Raw genomic sequence first — 17,841 nt, 5'->3', positions numbered from 1 at the left:
GCGGGGGAAACGCGCGGCCGTGGGCGGTAGTAAAAGAAACGTTGCAGAAGCGATCGGAAGCGGCACACTGGCCGCACATTTTGTTATAAACGGTCTGCGAATCGGGTAGAGGCGGGGCGGGACGCGCCCAACCGGTTCCAGTATTGAAAAGAATCGACGCAAGGACTTTGGGATGAGCGAGCCGCAGCACCCTTTCGGGACAGACGGAACTGACAGCAACGCAGGTCGTTCGGCGCCGGGCGCCACACCTTCGCCGGTGCAGGCAGTGCCCGACACGATGGCCGCGGCCGGCGCGCGTCTTGCGCAGCTGCGCGAGGCCAAGGGTTGGGCGATCGAAGATGTCTCGGCACGCCTGAAGGTGTCGGTGTCGAAGCTGCGCGAACTCGAAGCGGGCGATATCAGCCACCTGCCGGACACGACGTTCGCGCTCGGCGTGGTGCGTGCCTACGCGAAGCTGCTCGGTACCGATTCCGCGCCGTTCACGCAGGCGCTGCGCCGCGAGCGCGGCATGGCGCAGCCGGATCTGTCGATGCCGGCTTCGGCGGGCTCCGATCTGCCGCGCGGCCGCGTCTCGCTCTCGCTCGGCGGCAGTGGCGCGCGGGCTCCGCGCCGCCGCGCTTCGTGGTTGTGGGGCGTGGCGATCATCGTTATCGCGGTGCTCGCGATTTCCATGTGGCACACGAACAGTGGCGAATCGTCGGCCTGGTTTGCGCGCCTGAAGGCGATGGCGAACGGCGCGAGTGTGCAGACGGGCGCATCGTCGCCGACGGTCCAGCAGGGCGTTGCAACCGGCAGCGCAGATGCATCGGACGCCCAGGGCGCGGATCAGTCCGCAGCGCCGCAGACGGCTGACGCAAACGATGCGGGCGACAACGCCAACGCGGCGCCCGATCAAGGCGCTGCGGCGAGCGCACCGCAAGCTGCGCAACCTGCGCCTCAAGCTGCGCAACCCGCGCCGCAAGCGACGCAACCGGCGCCGCAGGCCGCGAAGCCTGCCGCTGCAAGCGCCGCACCGGCGGCGGCCGTTGCCAACGCGGCAAGCGCTGCGCGCGCCCAGGCGGCGAGCGCGCCGGCCGCAGCGGCAGCGCAGGCCGCGGCAGCCGACAACGGCGCCGATACCTCGACGTTCGCGATCCGCGTGACGCAGGACACCTGGGTCAATGTGCGCCAGAAAGATGGCAAGGAAGTTTTCTCGGGGCTGATCCACGGCAGCGACGCGCGTGAGATCAGCGGCACCGAGCCGCTCAAGGTCACCGTGGGCAACAAGGCCGGCATCGAGTCGATGACCATCGACGGCCAGCCGGTCGACACGTCGAAGTACGCGTCGGCGCGTGGCAATGTCGCGCGCTTCGTGCTGCCCTGATCAAGACATGGCATGCGTCGCGGCCTGGCAAGTCTCATTGCCGGCCGCGACGCTTTTTCAATTCACGCAGTGCCGCCGCCGGCTAGCCGGCGCTAGTGCGCGTGAGGCGTAAATGGGTTTTTCGATGCAAAGCGAAACGCAATCCTCGACCAGCAACAGTCAGATCTGCTCGAACGAGCCGGTTCTCGGCGGCCACGCGCCGCGCCGCAAGTCGCATGCCGTGCATGTGCGCTGGGGCGGCCAGCTGGTGACGATCGGCGGCGACGCGCCGGTGCGCGTGCAGTCGATGACCAACACCGACACCGCGGACCCCATCGGCACCGCGATCCAGATCAAGGAACTCGCGCAGGCGGGTTCGGAGCTCGTGCGTATCACGGTCAACACGCCGGAAGCGGCAGCGGCCGTGCCGCATATCCGCGAGCAGCTCGACCGCATGGGCGTGATGGTGCCGCTCGTCGGCGACTTCCACTACAACGGCCACCTGCTGCTGCGCGACTATCCCGCCTGCGCCGAGTCGCTGTCGAAGTACCGCATCAACCCGGGCAACGTGGGCCAGGGCGCGAAGCGCGACACGCAGTACGCGCAGATGATCGAAGCGGCCATCAAGTACGACAAGCCGGTGCGTATCGGCGTGAACTGGGGCAGCCTCGACCAGGACCTGCTCGCGCGCATGATGGACGAGAACGGCGCGCGCAAGGAGCCATGGGAAGCGCAGAGCGTGATGTACGAAGCGCTCATTCAGTCGGCCATCGGCTCGGCGGAACGAGCCGTCGAACTCGGCCTCGGCCGCGACAAGATCATCCTGTCGTGCAAGGTGAGCGGCGTGCAGGACCTGATCGCGGTCTACCAGGAACTCGCGAAGCGTTGCGATTTCGCGCTGCACCTGGGCCTGACGGAAGCGGGCATGGGCTCGAAGGGCATCGTCGCGTCGACGGCGGCGCTTTCCGTGCTGCTGCAGCAGGGCATCGGCGACACGATCCGCATCTCGCTCACGCCGGAACCGGGCGGTGCGCGCACGGGCGAAGTCGTGGTCGGCCAGGAAATCCTGCAGACCATGGGCCTGCGCTCGTTCACGCCGATGGTCATCGCGTGCCCCGGCTGCGGCCGCACGACCAGCACGCTGTTCCAGGAACTGGCTTCGCAGATCCAGGGCTATCTGCGCGCGCAGATGCCGCTGTGGCGCGACGAGTATCCGGGCGTCGAGACGATGAACGTTGCCGTGATGGGCTGCATCGTGAACGGCCCGGGCGAGTCGAAGCACGCGAACATCGGCATCAGCCTGCCGGGCTCGGGCGAGAACCCCGCGGCGCCGGTCTTCATCGACGGCGAGAAGGTGAAGACGCTGCGCGGCGAGCACATCGCCGAAGAATTCCAGCAGATCGTGAGCGACTACGTCGCGCGCAAGTACGGCAAGGCCGAAGCGACGAACTGAGCAGGCGGGTCGATCCGTTTGTAGTTCGCATGTAGCCCGCTTGTCGCTCGATACGCACAACCGCATAAAGCCAATTCGCAACGCAATGACTGAACAAAAACGCAAGCCCGAAAAGCTCTCGGGCGTGAAGGGCATGAACGACATCCTGCCGCAGGAGGCAGGGCTGTGGGAATTCTTCGAAACCACGGTGAAGTCGCTGCTTCGTTCGTACGGCTATCAAAATATCCGCACGCCGATCGTCGAGCACACGCAACTATTCACGCGCGGCATCGGAGAAGTGACCGACATCGTCGAGAAGGAGATGTACAGCTTCACCGACGCGCTCAACGGCGAGAACCTCACGCTGCGCCCGGAAGGCACGGCGGCCGCCGTGCGCGCGTCGATCGAGCACAACATGCTCTACGACGGTCCGAAGCGCCTGTGGTACATCGGCCCGATGTTCCGTCACGAGCGTCCGCAGCGCGGCCGCTATCGCCAGTTCCATCAGGTGGGCGTCGAAGCGCTCGGTTTCGCGGGCCCCGATGCGGACGCTGAAATCATCCTGATGTGCCAACGCCTCTGGGACGACCTCGGCCTCACCGGCATCAAGCTCGAGATCAACTCGCTCGGCGTGGCCGAAGAACGTGCGGCGCATCGCGTCGAGCTCATCAAGTATCTCGAGCAGCACGTCGAGCTGCTCGACGAAGACGGCAAGCGCCGCCTCTACACGAACCCGCTGCGCGTGCTCGACACGAAGAATCCCGCGCTGCAGGAGATCGCGGACAAGGCGCCGAAGCTGATCGACTTCCTCGGCGAAGAATCGCGTGCGCACTTCGACGGGCTGCAGCGCATTCTCAAGTCGAACAACATCCCGTTCAAGATCAACCCGCGTCTCGTGCGTGGTCTCGATTACTACAATCTGACCGTGTTCGAGTGGGTGACCGACAAGCTCGGCGCGCAGGGCACCGTCGCGGCGGGCGGTCGTTACGATCCGCTGATCGAGCAGCTGGGCGGCAAGCCGACGGCAGCGTGCGGCTGGGCCATGGGCATCGAGCGCATTCTCGAACTGCTCAAGGAAGAGGACCTCGTGCCGGAAGAAGATGGTTGCGACGTCTACGTTGTCCACCAGGGCGAAGCCGCGCGCGAGCAGGCGTTCATCGTGGCGGAGCGTCTGCGCGATACGGGTCTCGACGTGATCTTGCATTGCAGCGCCGACGGTCAGAGCGCGAGCTTCAAGTCGCAGATGAAGCGCGCGGATGCCAGCGGCGCGGCCTTTGCCGTCGTGCTCGGCGAGGACGAAGTGGCCAGGGGCGAGGCCGGTGTGAAGGCGCTGCGCGGCACGGCTGCGGAGGCCCGCAGCGAGCAACAAACGGTAGCGCTTGAGGACTTGACCGAATATCTGATCAATGCGATGGTTGCATCCGCCGAAGACGGCGACGACTAACAGGGCCGCCCAAGGGGCCGCCCGGTGGGGCTGCCCAGGTCGCTGCGCATTCGAAAACAGGCTTCAGAATAAACGAGGAATCGCTACGCGATGAGTTACCACGACGAACAGGAATCGATCGAGAGCTTCAAGGCATGGTGGGGGCAGTGGGGTAACGCCACTACGTGGGTCGTGCTGATCGTTCTGCTCGCGCTCGCAGCGTGGAACGGCTGGAACTTCTGGCAGCGCCGCGAGGCGGCCGAAGCCGCCGTGCTGTACGACCAGGTGCAGCAGGCCGCGAACAGCAGCGACAAGGCCATGCTCACGCGCGTGGCGTCCGACATGGAAGATCGCTTCGGCAGCACGGCGTACGCGCAGATGACGGCGCTCGGCGTGGCCAAGGCGCTCTATATGGCGGGCGACACGGCCGGCGCGAAGGCACAGCTGCAATGGGCCGCCGACCACGCCAAGGACGACGAATTCCGCCAGATCGCAAAGCTGCGTCTCGCTTCGCTCCTGCTCGACGAAAAGGCCTACGATCAGGGCCTCGCGCTGATTCCGCAACCCGATTCGGGTCCGTTCAAGGGCATCGTAGCCGACGGTCGCGGCGATCTGCTGGCCGCGGCCGGCAAGCGCGACGACGCGCGCGCTGCCTACAAGCTGGCCCTCGACAGCCTGCCGAAGAGCGACGCTTCCGAGCGTCAGCTGATTCAGTTCAAGCTGGATGCGCTCGGCGGCTGAATCGCTGGCTAAATTGCGAAGTGTGCCGGACGTGCGCGCCGCGTTGCGAAACCATTCAAACCAACTTCATTCATGCGTCGTTCACCGATGAATCTGCTGAAACGAACCGTTGTGCCCGTCGCGCTCGCGATGACCGTCCTGGCTCTCGCAGCCTGCTCATCGACGAAAGACGTGCGCCGCGTGCCGGTGCCGCTGACCGAATTCAAGCCGGCGCTGGACGTCCAGCAGGTGTGGAAGTCGAGTGTCGGCAAGGCGGGCCGCTATCTGTTCGCGCCGGTCGCCGTGGGCGACGCCGTCTACGCGGCGGGCGAGAACGGCTCGGTCGCGAAGATCGACGCCGCATCGGGCAAGGACGTCTGGCGCACCAAGCTCAAGGACGACCTCTCGGCGGGCGTGGGCAGCGACGGCAATCTCACGGCAGTCGGCGGCCTGAAGGGTGACGTCTACGTGCTCGACTCGAATGGCAAGCTCTCGTGGCAGGCCAAGGCGCCGGGCGAGATCATCTCGCCGCCGCTCGTCGGCAACGGCCTCGTGATCGTGCGCACGATCGACGGCCAGATCGTCGCCTTCAACGGCCAGACGGGCGAGCAGAAGTGGATCTACCGCAACCGCGCCGTGCCGCTGAACCTGCGCGTTTCGGCCGGCATGACGTTCGCGGGCGAACAGGCCGTGCTGGCCGGGTTCCCGGGCGGCTCGTTCGCGGCGATCAACCTGCAAAGCGGCGACGCCTTCTGGGAAACGCCGGTCTCGTACCCGAAGGGCGTGACGGAAGTCGAGCGCATCAACGACGTGAGCGGTCCGCCCACGCTGGTCGGAGCCACGACCTGCGCGGTCACGTTCCAGGGCCAGCTTGGCTGTTTCGACGCCAATTCCGGTCGTCCGATGTGGCAAAAGCCGTTCTCGAGCACGAGCGGCATCGCGCAGGATGAAACCACGGTGGTGGGCGGCGACGACTGGTCGGTCGTGAAGGCCTTCAGCGTGTCGACGGGCGAGCCGACCTGGACGAACGAGAAGCTCAAGAGCCGCGACGTGAGCGTGCCCGCCGTGCTGGGCCACGCGGTCGTGCTCGGCGATTTTCAGGGCTACGTGCATTTCCTCTCGCTCGACGACGGCAGCTTCGTCTCGCGCGTGAAGACCGACGGCAGCCCGATCGCGGCCGCGCCGGTGCTCGCTGGCAACACCCTTGTCGTGCAGACGAAGGACGGCGACCTGTACGGTCTGCGTCCGCATTAAGCGTCGTCTGCGGCGGCGCCTCACGAGCGTCGCGCGGATGGATGCAGGTGCATGAGGCGCTGGAGCCCGCAGGTTCCGACGCCTTGCCCGCTGGCCGGCTGAAGCCGGCCGTGCCCGTTTTAGGAATGCGGCGTGCACGACCCCGCCGTTCACCGTTACCGCCACCCGGCGGTTGCGCGGCGTCCCGCCCCGGTCGCGCCGCGCTTTCGGCTCGGGGCCACGGCCCGGTCCGTGAATTTCGTGATAATTTGCAACTGATGCAGCCCCGCAGGCGCGGGGTTTGCCGCGCAGCGCGCCGGACTCGCCGGCGCCGCGCCTTACTGTAGAAAAGATCAGATGAAACCCGTAATCGCCCTCGTCGGGCGCCCCAATGTGGGGAAATCCACGCTGTTCAACCGGCTCACGCGTTCGCGCGATGCGCTGGTGGCCGACCTGCCCGGCCTCACGCGCGACCGTCACTACGGTGAAGGGCGCACGGGCGATCGCCCGTATCTCGTGGTCGACACCGGCGGCTTCGAGCCGGTCGCCAAGGACGGCATCCTGCACGAGATGGCTCGCCAGACGCGCCAGGCCGTGGAAGAAGCCGATATCGTCGTGTTCATCTGCGACGGCCGCAATGGCCTGGCACCGCAGGACAAGCACATCGCCGACTACCTGCGCAAGACCGGCCGGCCGATCTTCCTCGTCGTCAACAAGGCCGAAGGCATGAAGTACAGCGCCGTGGCCGCCGACTTCTACGAACTCGGTCTCGGCGACCCGCGCGCGATTTCCGCCGCGCACGGCGACGGCGTGACGGAAATGATCAACGAGGCGCTCGAAAAGGCGTACGCCGACCAGCCCGAAGAAAGCGAAGAGGACGCCGCGAAGCACGGCGTCAAGATTGCGATCGTCGGCCGCCCGAACGTAGGCAAGTCGACGCTCGTCAACACGCTGATCGGCGAAGACCGCGTGATCGCATTCGACATGCCGGGCACGACGCGCGATTCGATCTATGTGGATTTTGAGCGCAACGGCAAGAAGTACACGCTGATCGACACGGCGGGTCTGCGCCGCCGCGGCAAGGTGTTCGAAGCGATCGAGAAGTTCTCGGTGGTGAAGACGCTGCAGTCGATCGCCGACGCCAACGTCGTGATTCTGCTGCTCGATGCGCAGCAGGAAATCTCCGACCAGGACGCGCATATCGCGGGCTTCGTGGTGGAGCAGGGCCGCGCGCTCGTGGTGGGCGTGAACAAGTGGGACGGCATGGACGATCACGCGCGCGAGCGCACCAAGCACCACCTGCAGCGCAAGCTGAAGTTCCTCGACTTCGCGGAAATGCGCTTCATCTCGGCGACCGAGAAGTTCGGTATCGGCCCGCTGATGCGCTCGGTGGACGACGCCTACGCCGCCGCCATGGCGAAACTGCCCACGCCGAAGCTCACGCGCGCGCTCATCGAAGCCGTGGAGTTCCAGCAGCCGCGCCGCCGCGGCCCCGTGCGTCCGAAGCTGCGCTACGCGCACCAGGGGGGACAGAACCCGCCGATCATCGTCATTCACGGCAACGCACTCGACGCCGTGACTGAGACCTACAAGCGCTATCTGGAGAACCGTTTCCGGGAAACTTTCTCGCTCACCGGCACTCCATTGCGCATAGAGTTTCGCTCCTCGACGAATCCCTATACTGAGAAAAACTAGGCTGTTGCTGAATAGCGTTCGCTACCCCGCAAAGGCCTCCTGGCCGAACCGCCAGGAACCGCGCGGGGGAACGAGAATCGGCTATAGTGTAGCGATTGGTGGTGGATTTCTTTTTCTTCACCCCAATATAAGTTAAACCTGCAAAAAAATACGGAGTTTGCTATGAGCAACAAAGGGCAATTGTTACAAGACCCGTTTCTGAACGCGCTGCGCAAGGAGCACGTGCCTGTTTCGATCTATCTGGTCAACGGCATCAAGCTTCAAGGGAACATCGAATCGTTCGACCAGTACGTCGTGTTGCTCCGTAATACGGTTACGCAAATGGTTTACAAGCACGCCATCTCCACGGTGGTTCCGGCCCGTCCGGTGAACTTCCACCCGGATACGGAAGCGTCCTGACCCATGACGCGGCCGGCCCGGGGCGCCTCGCAGGCAGCTCTGGTCCGGCCGCTTTCATTTTGACATCCTCTAATTTGATCAACGCCGCACTCGTCGGCATCGACTTCGGCAAGACCGAGTTCGAAGCCAGTCTCGAAGAACTCAGCCTGCTCGCCAAAAGCGCGGGCGCCACTCCCGCTGTCACGCTCACCGGGCGACGCTCCAGCCCTGACGCCGCCATGTTCATCGGCAGCGGCAAGGCCGAGGAACTGCGTCTCGCCTGTGAGGCGAACGACATCGAAATCGTCATCTTCAATCACGCGCTGTCGCCCGCCCAGCAACGTAATCTGGAGCGCGCGCTCAATCGCCGCGTGGTCGACCGCACGAGCCTCATCCTCGACATCTTCGCCCAGCGCGCCCGCAGCCACGAAGGCAAACTGCAGGTCGAGCTCGCGCAGCTGCAATACCTCGCCACGCGCCTCGTGCGCGCCTGGACTCACCTCGAGCGCCAGAAGGGCGGTATCGGCCTGCGCGGCCCGGGTGAAACGCAGCTCGAAACCGACCGCCGCCTCATCGGCGAGCGCATCAAGATGCTGCAGGGCAAGCTTGCGAAGCTGCGTCGCCAGCATGGCACGCAGCGGCGTCAGCGCGAGCGCAACCGCACGATGTCGGTGTCGCTCGTGGGCTATACGAACGCGGGCAAGTCCACGCTCTTCAATGCGCTCACGAAGGCGCAGGCCTACGCCGCCGACCAGTTGTTCGCAACGCTCGACACGACCTCGCGGCGCGTCTGGCTCGGCGACGAAGTGGGGCAGATCGTGCTGTCCGATACGGTCGGGTTCATCCGCGAACTGCCTCACCAGCTCGTCGCCGCGTTTCGCGCGACGCTGCAGGAAACGGTGCAGGCCGATCTGCTGCTGCACGTGGTGGACGCGTCGAGCGCCGTGCGCCTCGATCAGATCGATCAGGTGAACGGGGTGCTGCACGATATCGGCGCGGACACGATCCGCCAGGTGCTGGTCTTCAACAAGATCGACGCCGTGCCGGAACTGGCGGCCCGCGGCGGAACGGTCGAGCGTGATGAATATGGTAATATTTCGCGCGTCTTTTTGAGCGCCCGCACAGGTGTCGGACTGGATGCGCTGCGCTCCGTCATCGTCGAAATCGCGACTGCCGAGCCGCTTGCCGATGCGCCGCAGTCCCTGGCCGCAGACTGGAGCGCGGTGCAGGAAGAACCTCGCTGGGAACCCGAACACGAGCGCTGAGGCGCGCCCGGCATTGTCTTGCACGCAAGGCCGGCCCAGCGGCTCCGACGGAATCCGCACGCAATTGACCCGCTGTCTACTCTGGTGAACGAACACAGGTGAACGATTACAACAAGCGGACTGGCTGGCAGCGCGCGCGCGCCATTTTCTCGCTGAACGACCCGCGTTGGGGTCGAGGCGACGGCAATGGCCAGCGTTCTGACGACGGGCGCCGCCCGCCGGGCAATAACGGCAACAAGGGTGGCAACGGCGACAAGGGCGACGGTCCGCCGGACCTCGACGAAATGTGGCGCGACTTCAACCGCCGCATGTCCGCTTTCTTCGGCCGCAAGGGCAAGGGTCCGGGCGGCTTCGGACCGCGTCCGGACAATGGCCATGGCGCGCGCATCGGCGTGGGCATCGTGCTCGGCGTGCTGATCGCGATCTATGTGGGCAGCGGCGTGTTCGTCGTGCAGGAAGGCCAGGCCGGTGTCGTGCTGCAGTTCGGCCAGTATCGCCACACGGTTGGCCAGGGCGTGCACTGGCGCATGCCCTATCCGTTCCAGACTCACGAAATCGTCAACATCGGTCAGATCCGCACCGTCGAGATCGGCCGCAGCAACCTCGTGCGTCCGGCAAACGTGAAGGATGCCGCGGTCATCACGCATGACGGCGACATTCTCAACGTGCGCCTGACCGTGCAGTACCAGGTCAAGCAGCCAACCGACTACCTGTTCCGCAGCGTCGATCCCGACCTCACCGTCACGCAGGCCGCCCAGGCGGCGGTGCGCACCGTGGTGGGCGCGCGCAGCACGAACGACATGCTGTACGCGGACCGCGAGCCGATTCGCGCCCAGCTTGCCGATACGATCCAGCACTCGCTCGACGAGTACAAGACGGGCCTCGGCGTGACCGGTGTCGCGATCCAGAGCGTCTCGGCGCCCGATCAGGTGCAGGCCGCGCTCGACGACGAAGCCAAGGCGCGCCAGGACCGCGAACGCGCGAAGCGCGACGCGCAGGCCTATGCCGACCAGCTGCTGCCGCGTGCGCAGACCGAGGCGGCGCGTCTCGTCGACGAAGCCAAGGCGTACAGCGAACGCGTGGTCTCGCAGGCGCAGGGCGACGCGCAGCGCTTCACGCAGGTCTACGAACAATATGCGAAGGCGCCGGCTGTGATTCGCGAGCGCATGTATCTCGAGACGATGCAACACATCTATTCGAATGCGACGAAGGTGTTCGTCGACAGCAAGTCGGGCAACAACGTGATTTATCTGCCGCTCGACAAACTCGTCGATACGACGCGTCAGCGCGCCGCCGTGGCGGCGGGCGCAACGGGCGCGGCTGCGGCCTCGGGCGCCGGCGCTGCGCCGGCAAGCGCGGCTTCGGACGCCAATGCGGCTTCCGCGCCGGCAGCGGGCAGCGAGCCACAGCCAGGGGCCCAGCCGGGTGCCCAGCAGCAAGGCTCGCAGCAGCAGGGCGCGGCTCCCGCAACCACGGCCAGCGACGCGGCAGCCGCCGCGAGCGACGCCTTCCGTTCGCGCGATGCGTTCCGCTCGCGCGGCCGCGAAAGCGACGTGCAATAAGGGGCGCGCCGATATGAACAAGATCATTGCGCTCGTTGTTGCCGTCGTGGTTGTCGTGCTGGTTGCGTCGTCGGCCGTCTTCATGGTCGATCCGCGCCACGTCGCCATCATTTCTTCGTCGGGCGGGGCCAATGCCACGCTCGCCGGTCCCGGGCTGCATGTGAAGCTGCCGCCGCCGTTCCAGACCGTCACGTTCATCGACACGCGCATTCAGGCGTTCGATGCGCCCGACGCCGACCGCTACACGACCTCGGACAAGACCGAACTGCTTGTGAACCCGGTCGTGCGTTACCGCATTGCCGATCCGCTCAAGCTCTTCGCTGCGACCAAGGGCGATGCGCAGACGCTGTCCGATCGTCTCGCTTCGCTGTCGCGCGACGCGCTCGGCGACGCGATCTCGAAGGTCACGCTCAGCGAGGCGCTCGCGCAGCAGGAAGCCATCGCCAACGGCGCGCGCGACGCGCTGAGGCAAACCGCGGCGCCGCTCGGCATCGACGTGATCGCGATCGAACTCACGCGCGTCGATTACCCGCCGGAGCTGGCGCAGACCATCTTCAAGCGCATGAGCGCCGCGCGCGAGCAGGCCGCTGCCGAGATTCGCGAGAAGGGCGTGGCCGAAGCGCAGCAGATCAAGGACGACGCGGAGCGCAAGCAGCAGGGCGTGCTGGCCGATGCCTATGCTCAGGCGCAAGCGATCAAGGGCGAAGGTGACGGCCGGGCCGCCGCGATTGCCGCCGAGGCGTTCGGGCGCGACCCGGACTTCTACCGGTTCTATCAGAGCATGCTCGCGTACCGCGAGAGCTTCCGGCCCGGCGACGTCATCGTGGTCGATTCGTCGAGCGACTTCTTCCGCTTCATGCGTGGTCCGAACGGCGGCGCGAATAGCGGGGACAACGCTCCCGCTTCCGCCACCCCGCGCAAACACTAGACAAAACGAGACACACGCGCCGCGCTCTGCGCGGCGTATTTCTTCGCATGGACATAGCTGGCTCCCTCTTGCTCGCGATCGCGCTGATGCTGATTATCGAGGGCATGTTCCCGTTCGTCTTTCCGACGGCGTGGCGTGACACATTCCGTAAAATCGCGGAACGGCCGCCGCATCACATCAGGATCGGCGGGCTCATCGTGATGGGGCTCGGCCTCGTCCTGCTGATGCTGGCGACCTGACGGCCTCGTGCCGCAGTCGCCCTCAGAGGCGGTGTGCGATTGACGTTTTTGACGGATTCCGAAATATCGGGCCGCGTGGCGTTTGGCCGCGCGCGGCCCTCATTGTGGCAGGACTCAACCGATGTCGACCTGGTTACTCCCCGAGAATATTGCGGACGTGCTGCCGTCCGAAGCGCGCAAGATCGAAGAGCTGCGCCGTCGCCTGCTCGATCGTTTTCGCGCGTATGGCTACGAAATGGTCATGCCGCCGTTGCTCGAGTATCTCGAGTCGCTGCTCGTGGGCAGCGGCCGCGACCTGAACCTGCGCACGTTCAAGCTCGTCGATCAGCTCTCGGGCCGCACGCTCGGCCTGCGCGCCGACATGACGCCGCAGGTCGCGCGCATCGACGCGCACCTGCTGAACCGCCAGGGTGTGACGCGCCTGTGCTACGCGGGCAACGTGCTGCACACGCTGCCGCGCGGTCTGCACGCCACGCGCGAACAGATCCAGACCGGCGCGGAAATCTACGGTCATGCGGGCCTCGAAGCGGACCTCGAAATCCAGCAGCTGATGCTCGATGCGCTGCGCCTCGCGGGCCTCGCGAAGGTGCGTCTCGACCTTTCGCACGCCGGTGTGCTCGCGGCGATCTTCGAAGCGGATCCCGCTGCGGCGGCGCTTGGCGATGCTTTGTATGAAGCGCTCGCTGGCAAGGACGTGCCGCGTCTCGCAGAACTCACGCAAAACCTCGGAGCCGCCACGCGCGACGCCTTGCGCGCGCTGCCGTCGCTTTACGGCGACGCGAGCGTGATCGACGAGGCACGCACGCGCCTGCCGGCGCTGCCGGGCATTGCTCGTGCACTCGACGACCTCGCGTTCCTCGTGCGCGAGATCAAGGGTGCGGAGCTGATGATCGACCTCGCGGATCTCGGCGGCTACGCGTACCACAGCGGTGTGATGTTCTCGGCCTACGTCGACGGCGTGCCGAACGCCGTGGCCCGCGGCGGCCGTTACGACAAGGTGGGCGAGGTCTATGGCCGCGCTCGGGCGGCAACGGGCTTCTCGCTCGATTTGCGCGAAGTGGCGCGTATTTCGCCGGTCGAAGCGCGCAGCAGCGCGGTCCTCGCGCCGTGGCGCCATGACGAGGCGCTGCGCAGCGCGGTCGCCGCGCTGCGCGATGCGGGCGAGGTCGTGATCCAGGCGCTGCCGGGCCACGAGCACGACATGGACGAGTTCGCCTGCGACCGCGTGCTGGTCGAGCGCGATGGCGTCTGGGTCGTCGAAAAGCACGCCTGATACCGCACTCGGGCGGCCATTCGCGCCGCCCGGCAAGCCTCCGCGCAAGCGTGCCAAAGCACGCTTCGGATCGCGCATGCCGTTGAGTGCAAAAGGAAATTCCGCGAATTTCGGGAAAAAAAGGCGGCCTTGCCGCTGAACCCAGGTAGAATACGTTTTTAACCAGCTAACGAAACACCATGTCTGCCAGCGCAGTGAATGTAACCCCGGGGCGCAATGTCGTCGTCGTGGGCACCCAATGGGGCGATGAGGGCAAGGGCAAGATCGTCGACTGGCTGACGGACCACGCGCAAGGCGTGGTGCGTTTCCAGGGCGGTCACAACGCCGGCCATACGCTCATCATCGGCGGCAAGAAGACCATTCTCCGACTGATCCCGTCGGGCATCATGCGTGCCGGCACCGCCTGCTATATCGGCAACGGCGTGGTGCTTTCGCCCGAGGCCCTGTTCAAGGAAATCGGCGAGCTCGAAGATGCGGGCATCGACGTCCAGAAGCGTCTGTTCATCTCCGAAGCCACCACGCTCATCCTGCCGTACCACATCGCCATCGACCAGGCGCGCGAAGCCAGGCGCGGCGCCGCGAAGATCGGTACGACGGGTCGCGGTATCGGTCCGGCCTACGAAGACAAGGTGGCACGCCGCGGCCTGCGCGTGCAGGACCTGTTCGAGCCGGAAACTTTCGCCGAGCGCCTGCGCGAGAACCTCGACTACCACAACTTCGTGCTTACGCAGTACCTGGGTGCGCCGGCTGTCGATTATCAGCAAACGCTCGACACGATGCTCTCGTACGCCGATCGTCTGAAGCCGATGGTCACGGACGTTTCGCGTCGTCTGTATGACGTGAACCACGAAGGCGGCAACCTCCTGTTCGAAGGCGCGCAAGGCACGCTGCTCGACATCGACCACGGCACCTATCCGTTCGTCACGTCGAGCAACTGCGTCGCGGGCGCGGCGTCCGCTGGCGCGGGCGTGGGTCCGCAAAAGCTCAACTACGTGCTCGGCATCACCAAGGCGTACTGCACGCGCGTCGGTTCGGGCCCGTTCCCGAGCGAACTGTACGACGCCGACAACGCCGATCGCCAGGAAGAAGTGGGCCTCACGCTCGCCAAGGTCGGCAAGGAATTCGGTTCGGTCACCGGCCGTCCGCGTCGCACCGGCTGGCTCGACGCCGCCGCGCTGCGCCGCTCGATCCAGATCAACGGCGTGACGGGTCTGTGCATCACGAAGCTCGACGTGCTCGACGGTCTCGACGAAGTGAAGCTCTGCGTCGGCTACAAGGTGGCTGGCCAGGACGTGGACATTCTCCCGCGAGGCGCCTCGCAAGTGGCCGCATGCGAGCCGGTCTACGAAACGTTCGAAGGCTGGAACGAAAGCACCATCGGCATCACGCAGTTCGACGCGCTGCCGAAGAGCGCGCAGGCGTATCTCACGCGCGTGCAGGAAGTCGCCGGTGTGCCGATCGACATGGTCTCGACCGGCCCTGATCGCGACGAAACGATCCTGCTGCGTCATCCGTTCAAGGTCTAAGTGGTAAGAAGGCAGAAGCAAAAATGATTCAAATGATGGACCCGCGCAACGACGAAAAGAACCTGTGGGTCGGCTGGGACGAGTATCACCGGCTGATCGAACTGCTCGCGCTCAAGGTGCACGAGTCGCGCTGGAAGTTCGACCAGATCCTGTGCCTCGCACGCGGCGGTCTGCGCGTGGGCGACCAGCTCTCGCGCATTTACGACCTGCCGCTGGCGATCCTTGCAACCAGCTCGTATCGCGAAGCCGCCGGCACGGAGCAGGGCGAGCTCGACATCGCGCAGTACATCACGATGACGCGCGGTCACCTGGAAGGCAACGTGCTGCTCGTCGACGATCTCGTCGACTCGGGCGTCACGCTCGCACGCGTGCAGGAGCACCTCAAGGAGCGCTACCCGGCCGTGACCGGTGTGCGTTCGGCGGTGCTCTGGTACAAGGGCTGCTCGAAGGTGACGCCGGACTATTTCGTCCAGCATCTGCCGACCAATCCGTGGATCCACCAGCCGTTCGAGGAGTGGGATACGGTGCGCCCGCATAATCTCAGTGCGTGGATCAAGCGTGGTCTGCAGCGAGCGCAAGACGCGCAGAAGTAATGCAGGGATCGTGCCGCCGCCAGGGTTCTCATACCCGAGGCGGCCAGATCCAGTGACGGAGCCTTCATGGCTCCGTTTTTTTTGTGCGTCGCCCACCGAATCGCCGGCGGCGGCGCAGGCGGGCAGACGGCATCTGGGGCCGGTGCTAAACTGCGCGGGGATCGGCGGATGTCGCAGTGCCGCGACGACCGCTCGGTTTCCGCCGCAGCCCGGTTTAGAATAGCGCTCGTTTTTTCCGCCTCGCAACGGATTACCGCGTATATGACAACTAGCACACACGTGGCCAAGCAGCCGCTACCTACTCTCGCCGTAGCGGCCATCGGCGTGGTGTTCGGCGACATCGGCACAAGCCCGCTGTATTCGCTGAAAGAGGCCTTCAGCCCATCGCACGGCATTCCGCTCAACGACACGTCCATTCTCGGCGTCATTTCGCTGCTGTTCTGGGCGATCGTGATCGTCGTGAGCGTCAAATATGTCCTTTTTGTGATGCGTGCCGACAACAACGGCGAAGGCGGCGTGCTCGCGCTCATGGCGCTTGCCATGCGCTCGTTCAACCGCAAGAGCAGGTCGGCTGCGCTGCTCACGGCATTGGGGATCTTCGGCGCATGCATGTTCTACGGCGATGCCGTGATCACGCCGGCCATCTCGGTCATGTCGGCGGTGGAAGGCCTCGAAATCGCCGCGCCCAAGCTCACGCATCTGGTGCTGCCGCTCACGATGGTGATCCTGATCCTGCTGTTCTGGATCCAGCGGCACGGCACCGCGCTGGTCGGCCGCCTGTTCGGCCCGATCATGGTGCTCTGGTTCATCACCATCGGCGTGCTCGGCGTCTCGCGCATCGTCCAGGCGCCCGGCGTCATCGCGGCGCTCAGCCCGTATTACGCGGTCAGTTTCATGGGCGCGCACATGCTGCAGGCCTACGTGGTGCTCGGCTCGGTCGTGCTGGTGCTGACCGGTGCGGAAGCGCTCTACGCCGACATGGGCCACTTCGGCGCGAAGCCGATTCGCTTTGCCTGGTACGCGCTCGTGATGCCCTCGCTCGTGCTCAACTACTTCGGGCAGGGCGCGCTGCTGATGCAGGACCATCACGCGATCGAAAATCCGTTCTTCCTGCTCGCGCCGGAATGGGCCTTGCTGCCGCTCGTCGTGCTTTCCACGGTGGCGACCGTGATCGCTTCGCAGGCCGTGATCTCGGGTGCGTATTCGCTTACGAGCCAGGCCATTCTGCTTGGCTATGTGCCGCGCATGAAGGTGCTCCACACGTCGGACCTCGCCATCGGCCAGATCTACGTGCCGGTCGTGAACTGGATGCTGCTCTTCATCATTCTGTGCATCGTGGTCGCCTTCAAGAGTTCGGACAACCTGGCGGCCGCATACGGTATCGCCGTGACCGCCACGATGGTGATCACCACGGTGCTCGTCGCCGTCGTGATGACGAAGGTGTGGAAGTGGAACAAGGCGCTCGTCACCTGCATCATCGCGGTGCTGCTGGCCGTCGATCTGGGCTTCTTCGGCGCGAACCTGCTGAAGGTCGAGGAGGGTGGCTGGCTGCCGCTCGGCATCGGCGCGCTGCTGTTCTTCCTGCTGATGACCTGGTTCAAGGGCCGCATGATCGTGAAGGACCGCACGGCCGCCGACGGTATTCCGCTCATGCCCTTCCTGCAGGGGCTGCTCGCGCATCCGCCGCATCGCGTTTCGGGCACGGCGATCTATCTCACGGGCAGCGAGTCGCTCGTGCCGGTGAGCCTGCTGCACAACCTCAAGCACAACAAGGTGCTGCACGAACGCACGATCTTCCTCACGTTCGTGATTCGCGACATTCCGTATGTGGCGGACGCCGAGCGCGTGACGGTGAAGGATATCGGCGGCGGGCTCTATCTCGTGAAGGCCGATTACGGCTTCAACGAAACGCCCGACGTGCAGGCGGTGCTCGACGAGATTTCGCGCACCCACAATATGACGTTCGAGATGATGGACACGTCGTTCTTCCTCGCGCGCGAGACGGTCGTACCGACGCAGTTGCCGGGCATGTCGATCTTCCGCGAACGCGTGTTCGCGTGGATGCATCAGAACGCTGCGAAGCCCACCGATTTCTTCAGCATTCCTGCGAACCGCGTGGTCGAACTCGGGACGAAGATCGAGATCTGATCGCGTCGTTTCGACCAGTAAAAAGGGCACCCTCGGGTGCCTTTTTGTTGCGCACGCAACGCGAGCCGCTGCGGCCCACGCTGC

The 17,841-nt window shown here is 65.3% G+C and carries 15 protein-coding genes; all 15 read left to right on the top strand.

Features of this window, described 5'->3' with window-relative positions; translation table 11 throughout:
* Positions 1–172: 172 nt before the first annotated feature.
* The 15 genes from AB4Y42_RS05015 (at position 173) to AB4Y42_RS04945 (ending at position 17,757) form a co-directional block, all read left to right on the top strand.
* Positions 173–1,363, top strand: coding sequence for a helix-turn-helix domain-containing protein (locus AB4Y42_RS05015; RefSeq protein WP_368693543.1), 1,191 nt, complete (start codon positions 173–175; stop codon positions 1,361–1,363).
* Positions 1,364–1,475: 112 nt separating this feature from the next.
* Complete coding sequence (ispG, locus tag AB4Y42_RS05010) at positions 1,476–2,795, top strand: flavodoxin-dependent (E)-4-hydroxy-3-methylbut-2-enyl-diphosphate synthase (RefSeq protein ID WP_321925303.1); 1,320 nt, start codon at positions 1,476–1,478, stop codon at positions 2,793–2,795.
* A gap of 85 nt (positions 2,796–2,880) precedes the next feature.
* Positions 2,881–4,218, top strand: a complete 1,338-nt coding sequence (hisS, locus tag AB4Y42_RS05005) for a histidine--tRNA ligase (protein ID WP_368686194.1) — start codon at positions 2,881–2,883, stop codon at positions 4,216–4,218.
* 90 nt (positions 4,219–4,308) lie between these two features.
* A complete protein-coding gene (locus AB4Y42_RS05000; RefSeq protein WP_368686193.1) occupies positions 4,309–4,938 on the top strand; it encodes a YfgM family protein in 630 nt (209 codons plus the stop codon).
* An 87-nt stretch (positions 4,939–5,025) separates the two neighbouring features.
* Positions 5,026–6,171, top strand: a complete 1,146-nt coding sequence (bamB, locus tag AB4Y42_RS04995; protein ID WP_368686192.1) for an outer membrane protein assembly factor BamB — start codon at positions 5,026–5,028, stop codon at positions 6,169–6,171.
* A gap of 336 nt (positions 6,172–6,507) precedes the next feature.
* Positions 6,508–7,845: a ribosome biogenesis GTPase Der gene (der, locus tag AB4Y42_RS04990; protein ID WP_324160615.1), complete on the top strand. Its 1,338-nt coding sequence runs from the start codon at positions 6,508–6,510 to the stop codon at positions 7,843–7,845.
* Between the two features lie 162 nt (positions 7,846–8,007).
* Positions 8,008–8,244, top strand: a complete 237-nt coding sequence (hfq, locus tag AB4Y42_RS04985) for an RNA chaperone Hfq (protein WP_027793540.1) — start codon at positions 8,008–8,010, stop codon at positions 8,242–8,244.
* Positions 8,245–8,303: 59 nt separating this feature from the next.
* On the top strand, positions 8,304–9,488 hold the full coding sequence (hflX, locus tag AB4Y42_RS04980) for a GTPase HflX (RefSeq protein WP_368693542.1): 1,185 nt from the start codon (positions 8,304–8,306) through the stop codon (positions 9,486–9,488).
* Positions 9,489–9,586: 98 nt separating this feature from the next.
* Entirely contained in the window at positions 9,587–11,050 is a 1,464-nt protein-coding gene (gene hflK / locus AB4Y42_RS04975; protein ID WP_368693541.1) for an FtsH protease activity modulator HflK, read from the top strand.
* 13 nt (positions 11,051–11,063) lie between these two features.
* Positions 11,064–11,978 carry a protease modulator HflC gene (gene hflC, locus AB4Y42_RS04970; RefSeq protein ID WP_368693540.1) on the top strand — a complete coding sequence of 305 codons (915 nt, stop codon included), beginning with the start codon at positions 11,064–11,066 and terminating at the stop codon, positions 11,976–11,978.
* A gap of 47 nt (positions 11,979–12,025) precedes the next feature.
* Positions 12,026–12,217 carry a DUF2065 domain-containing protein gene (locus AB4Y42_RS04965; RefSeq protein WP_028210024.1) on the top strand — a complete coding sequence of 64 codons (192 nt, stop codon included), beginning with the start codon at positions 12,026–12,028 and terminating at the stop codon, positions 12,215–12,217.
* Between the two features lie 121 nt (positions 12,218–12,338).
* Entirely contained in the window at positions 12,339–13,490 is a 1,152-nt protein-coding gene (locus tag AB4Y42_RS04960) for an ATP phosphoribosyltransferase regulatory subunit (RefSeq protein WP_368686187.1), read from the top strand.
* A gap of 179 nt (positions 13,491–13,669) precedes the next feature.
* Complete coding sequence (locus AB4Y42_RS04955; RefSeq protein WP_368617664.1) at positions 13,670–15,016, top strand: adenylosuccinate synthase; 1,347 nt, start codon at positions 13,670–13,672, stop codon at positions 15,014–15,016.
* A 23-nt stretch (positions 15,017–15,039) separates the two neighbouring features.
* Positions 15,040–15,609: a phosphoribosyltransferase gene (locus AB4Y42_RS04950; RefSeq protein ID WP_028204126.1), complete on the top strand. Its 570-nt coding sequence runs from the start codon at positions 15,040–15,042 to the stop codon at positions 15,607–15,609.
* A gap of 261 nt (positions 15,610–15,870) precedes the next feature.
* Entirely contained in the window at positions 15,871–17,757 is a 1,887-nt protein-coding gene (locus tag AB4Y42_RS04945; protein ID WP_368686186.1) for a potassium transporter Kup, read from the top strand.
* Positions 17,758–17,841 lie beyond the last annotated feature (84 nt).

The sequence above is a fragment of the Paraburkholderia sp. EG286B genome (assembly GCF_040965655.1).
Taxonomy (GTDB): domain Bacteria; phylum Pseudomonadota; class Gammaproteobacteria; order Burkholderiales; family Burkholderiaceae; genus Paraburkholderia.
This window is presented reverse-complemented; position numbering and strand designations above follow the sequence as displayed.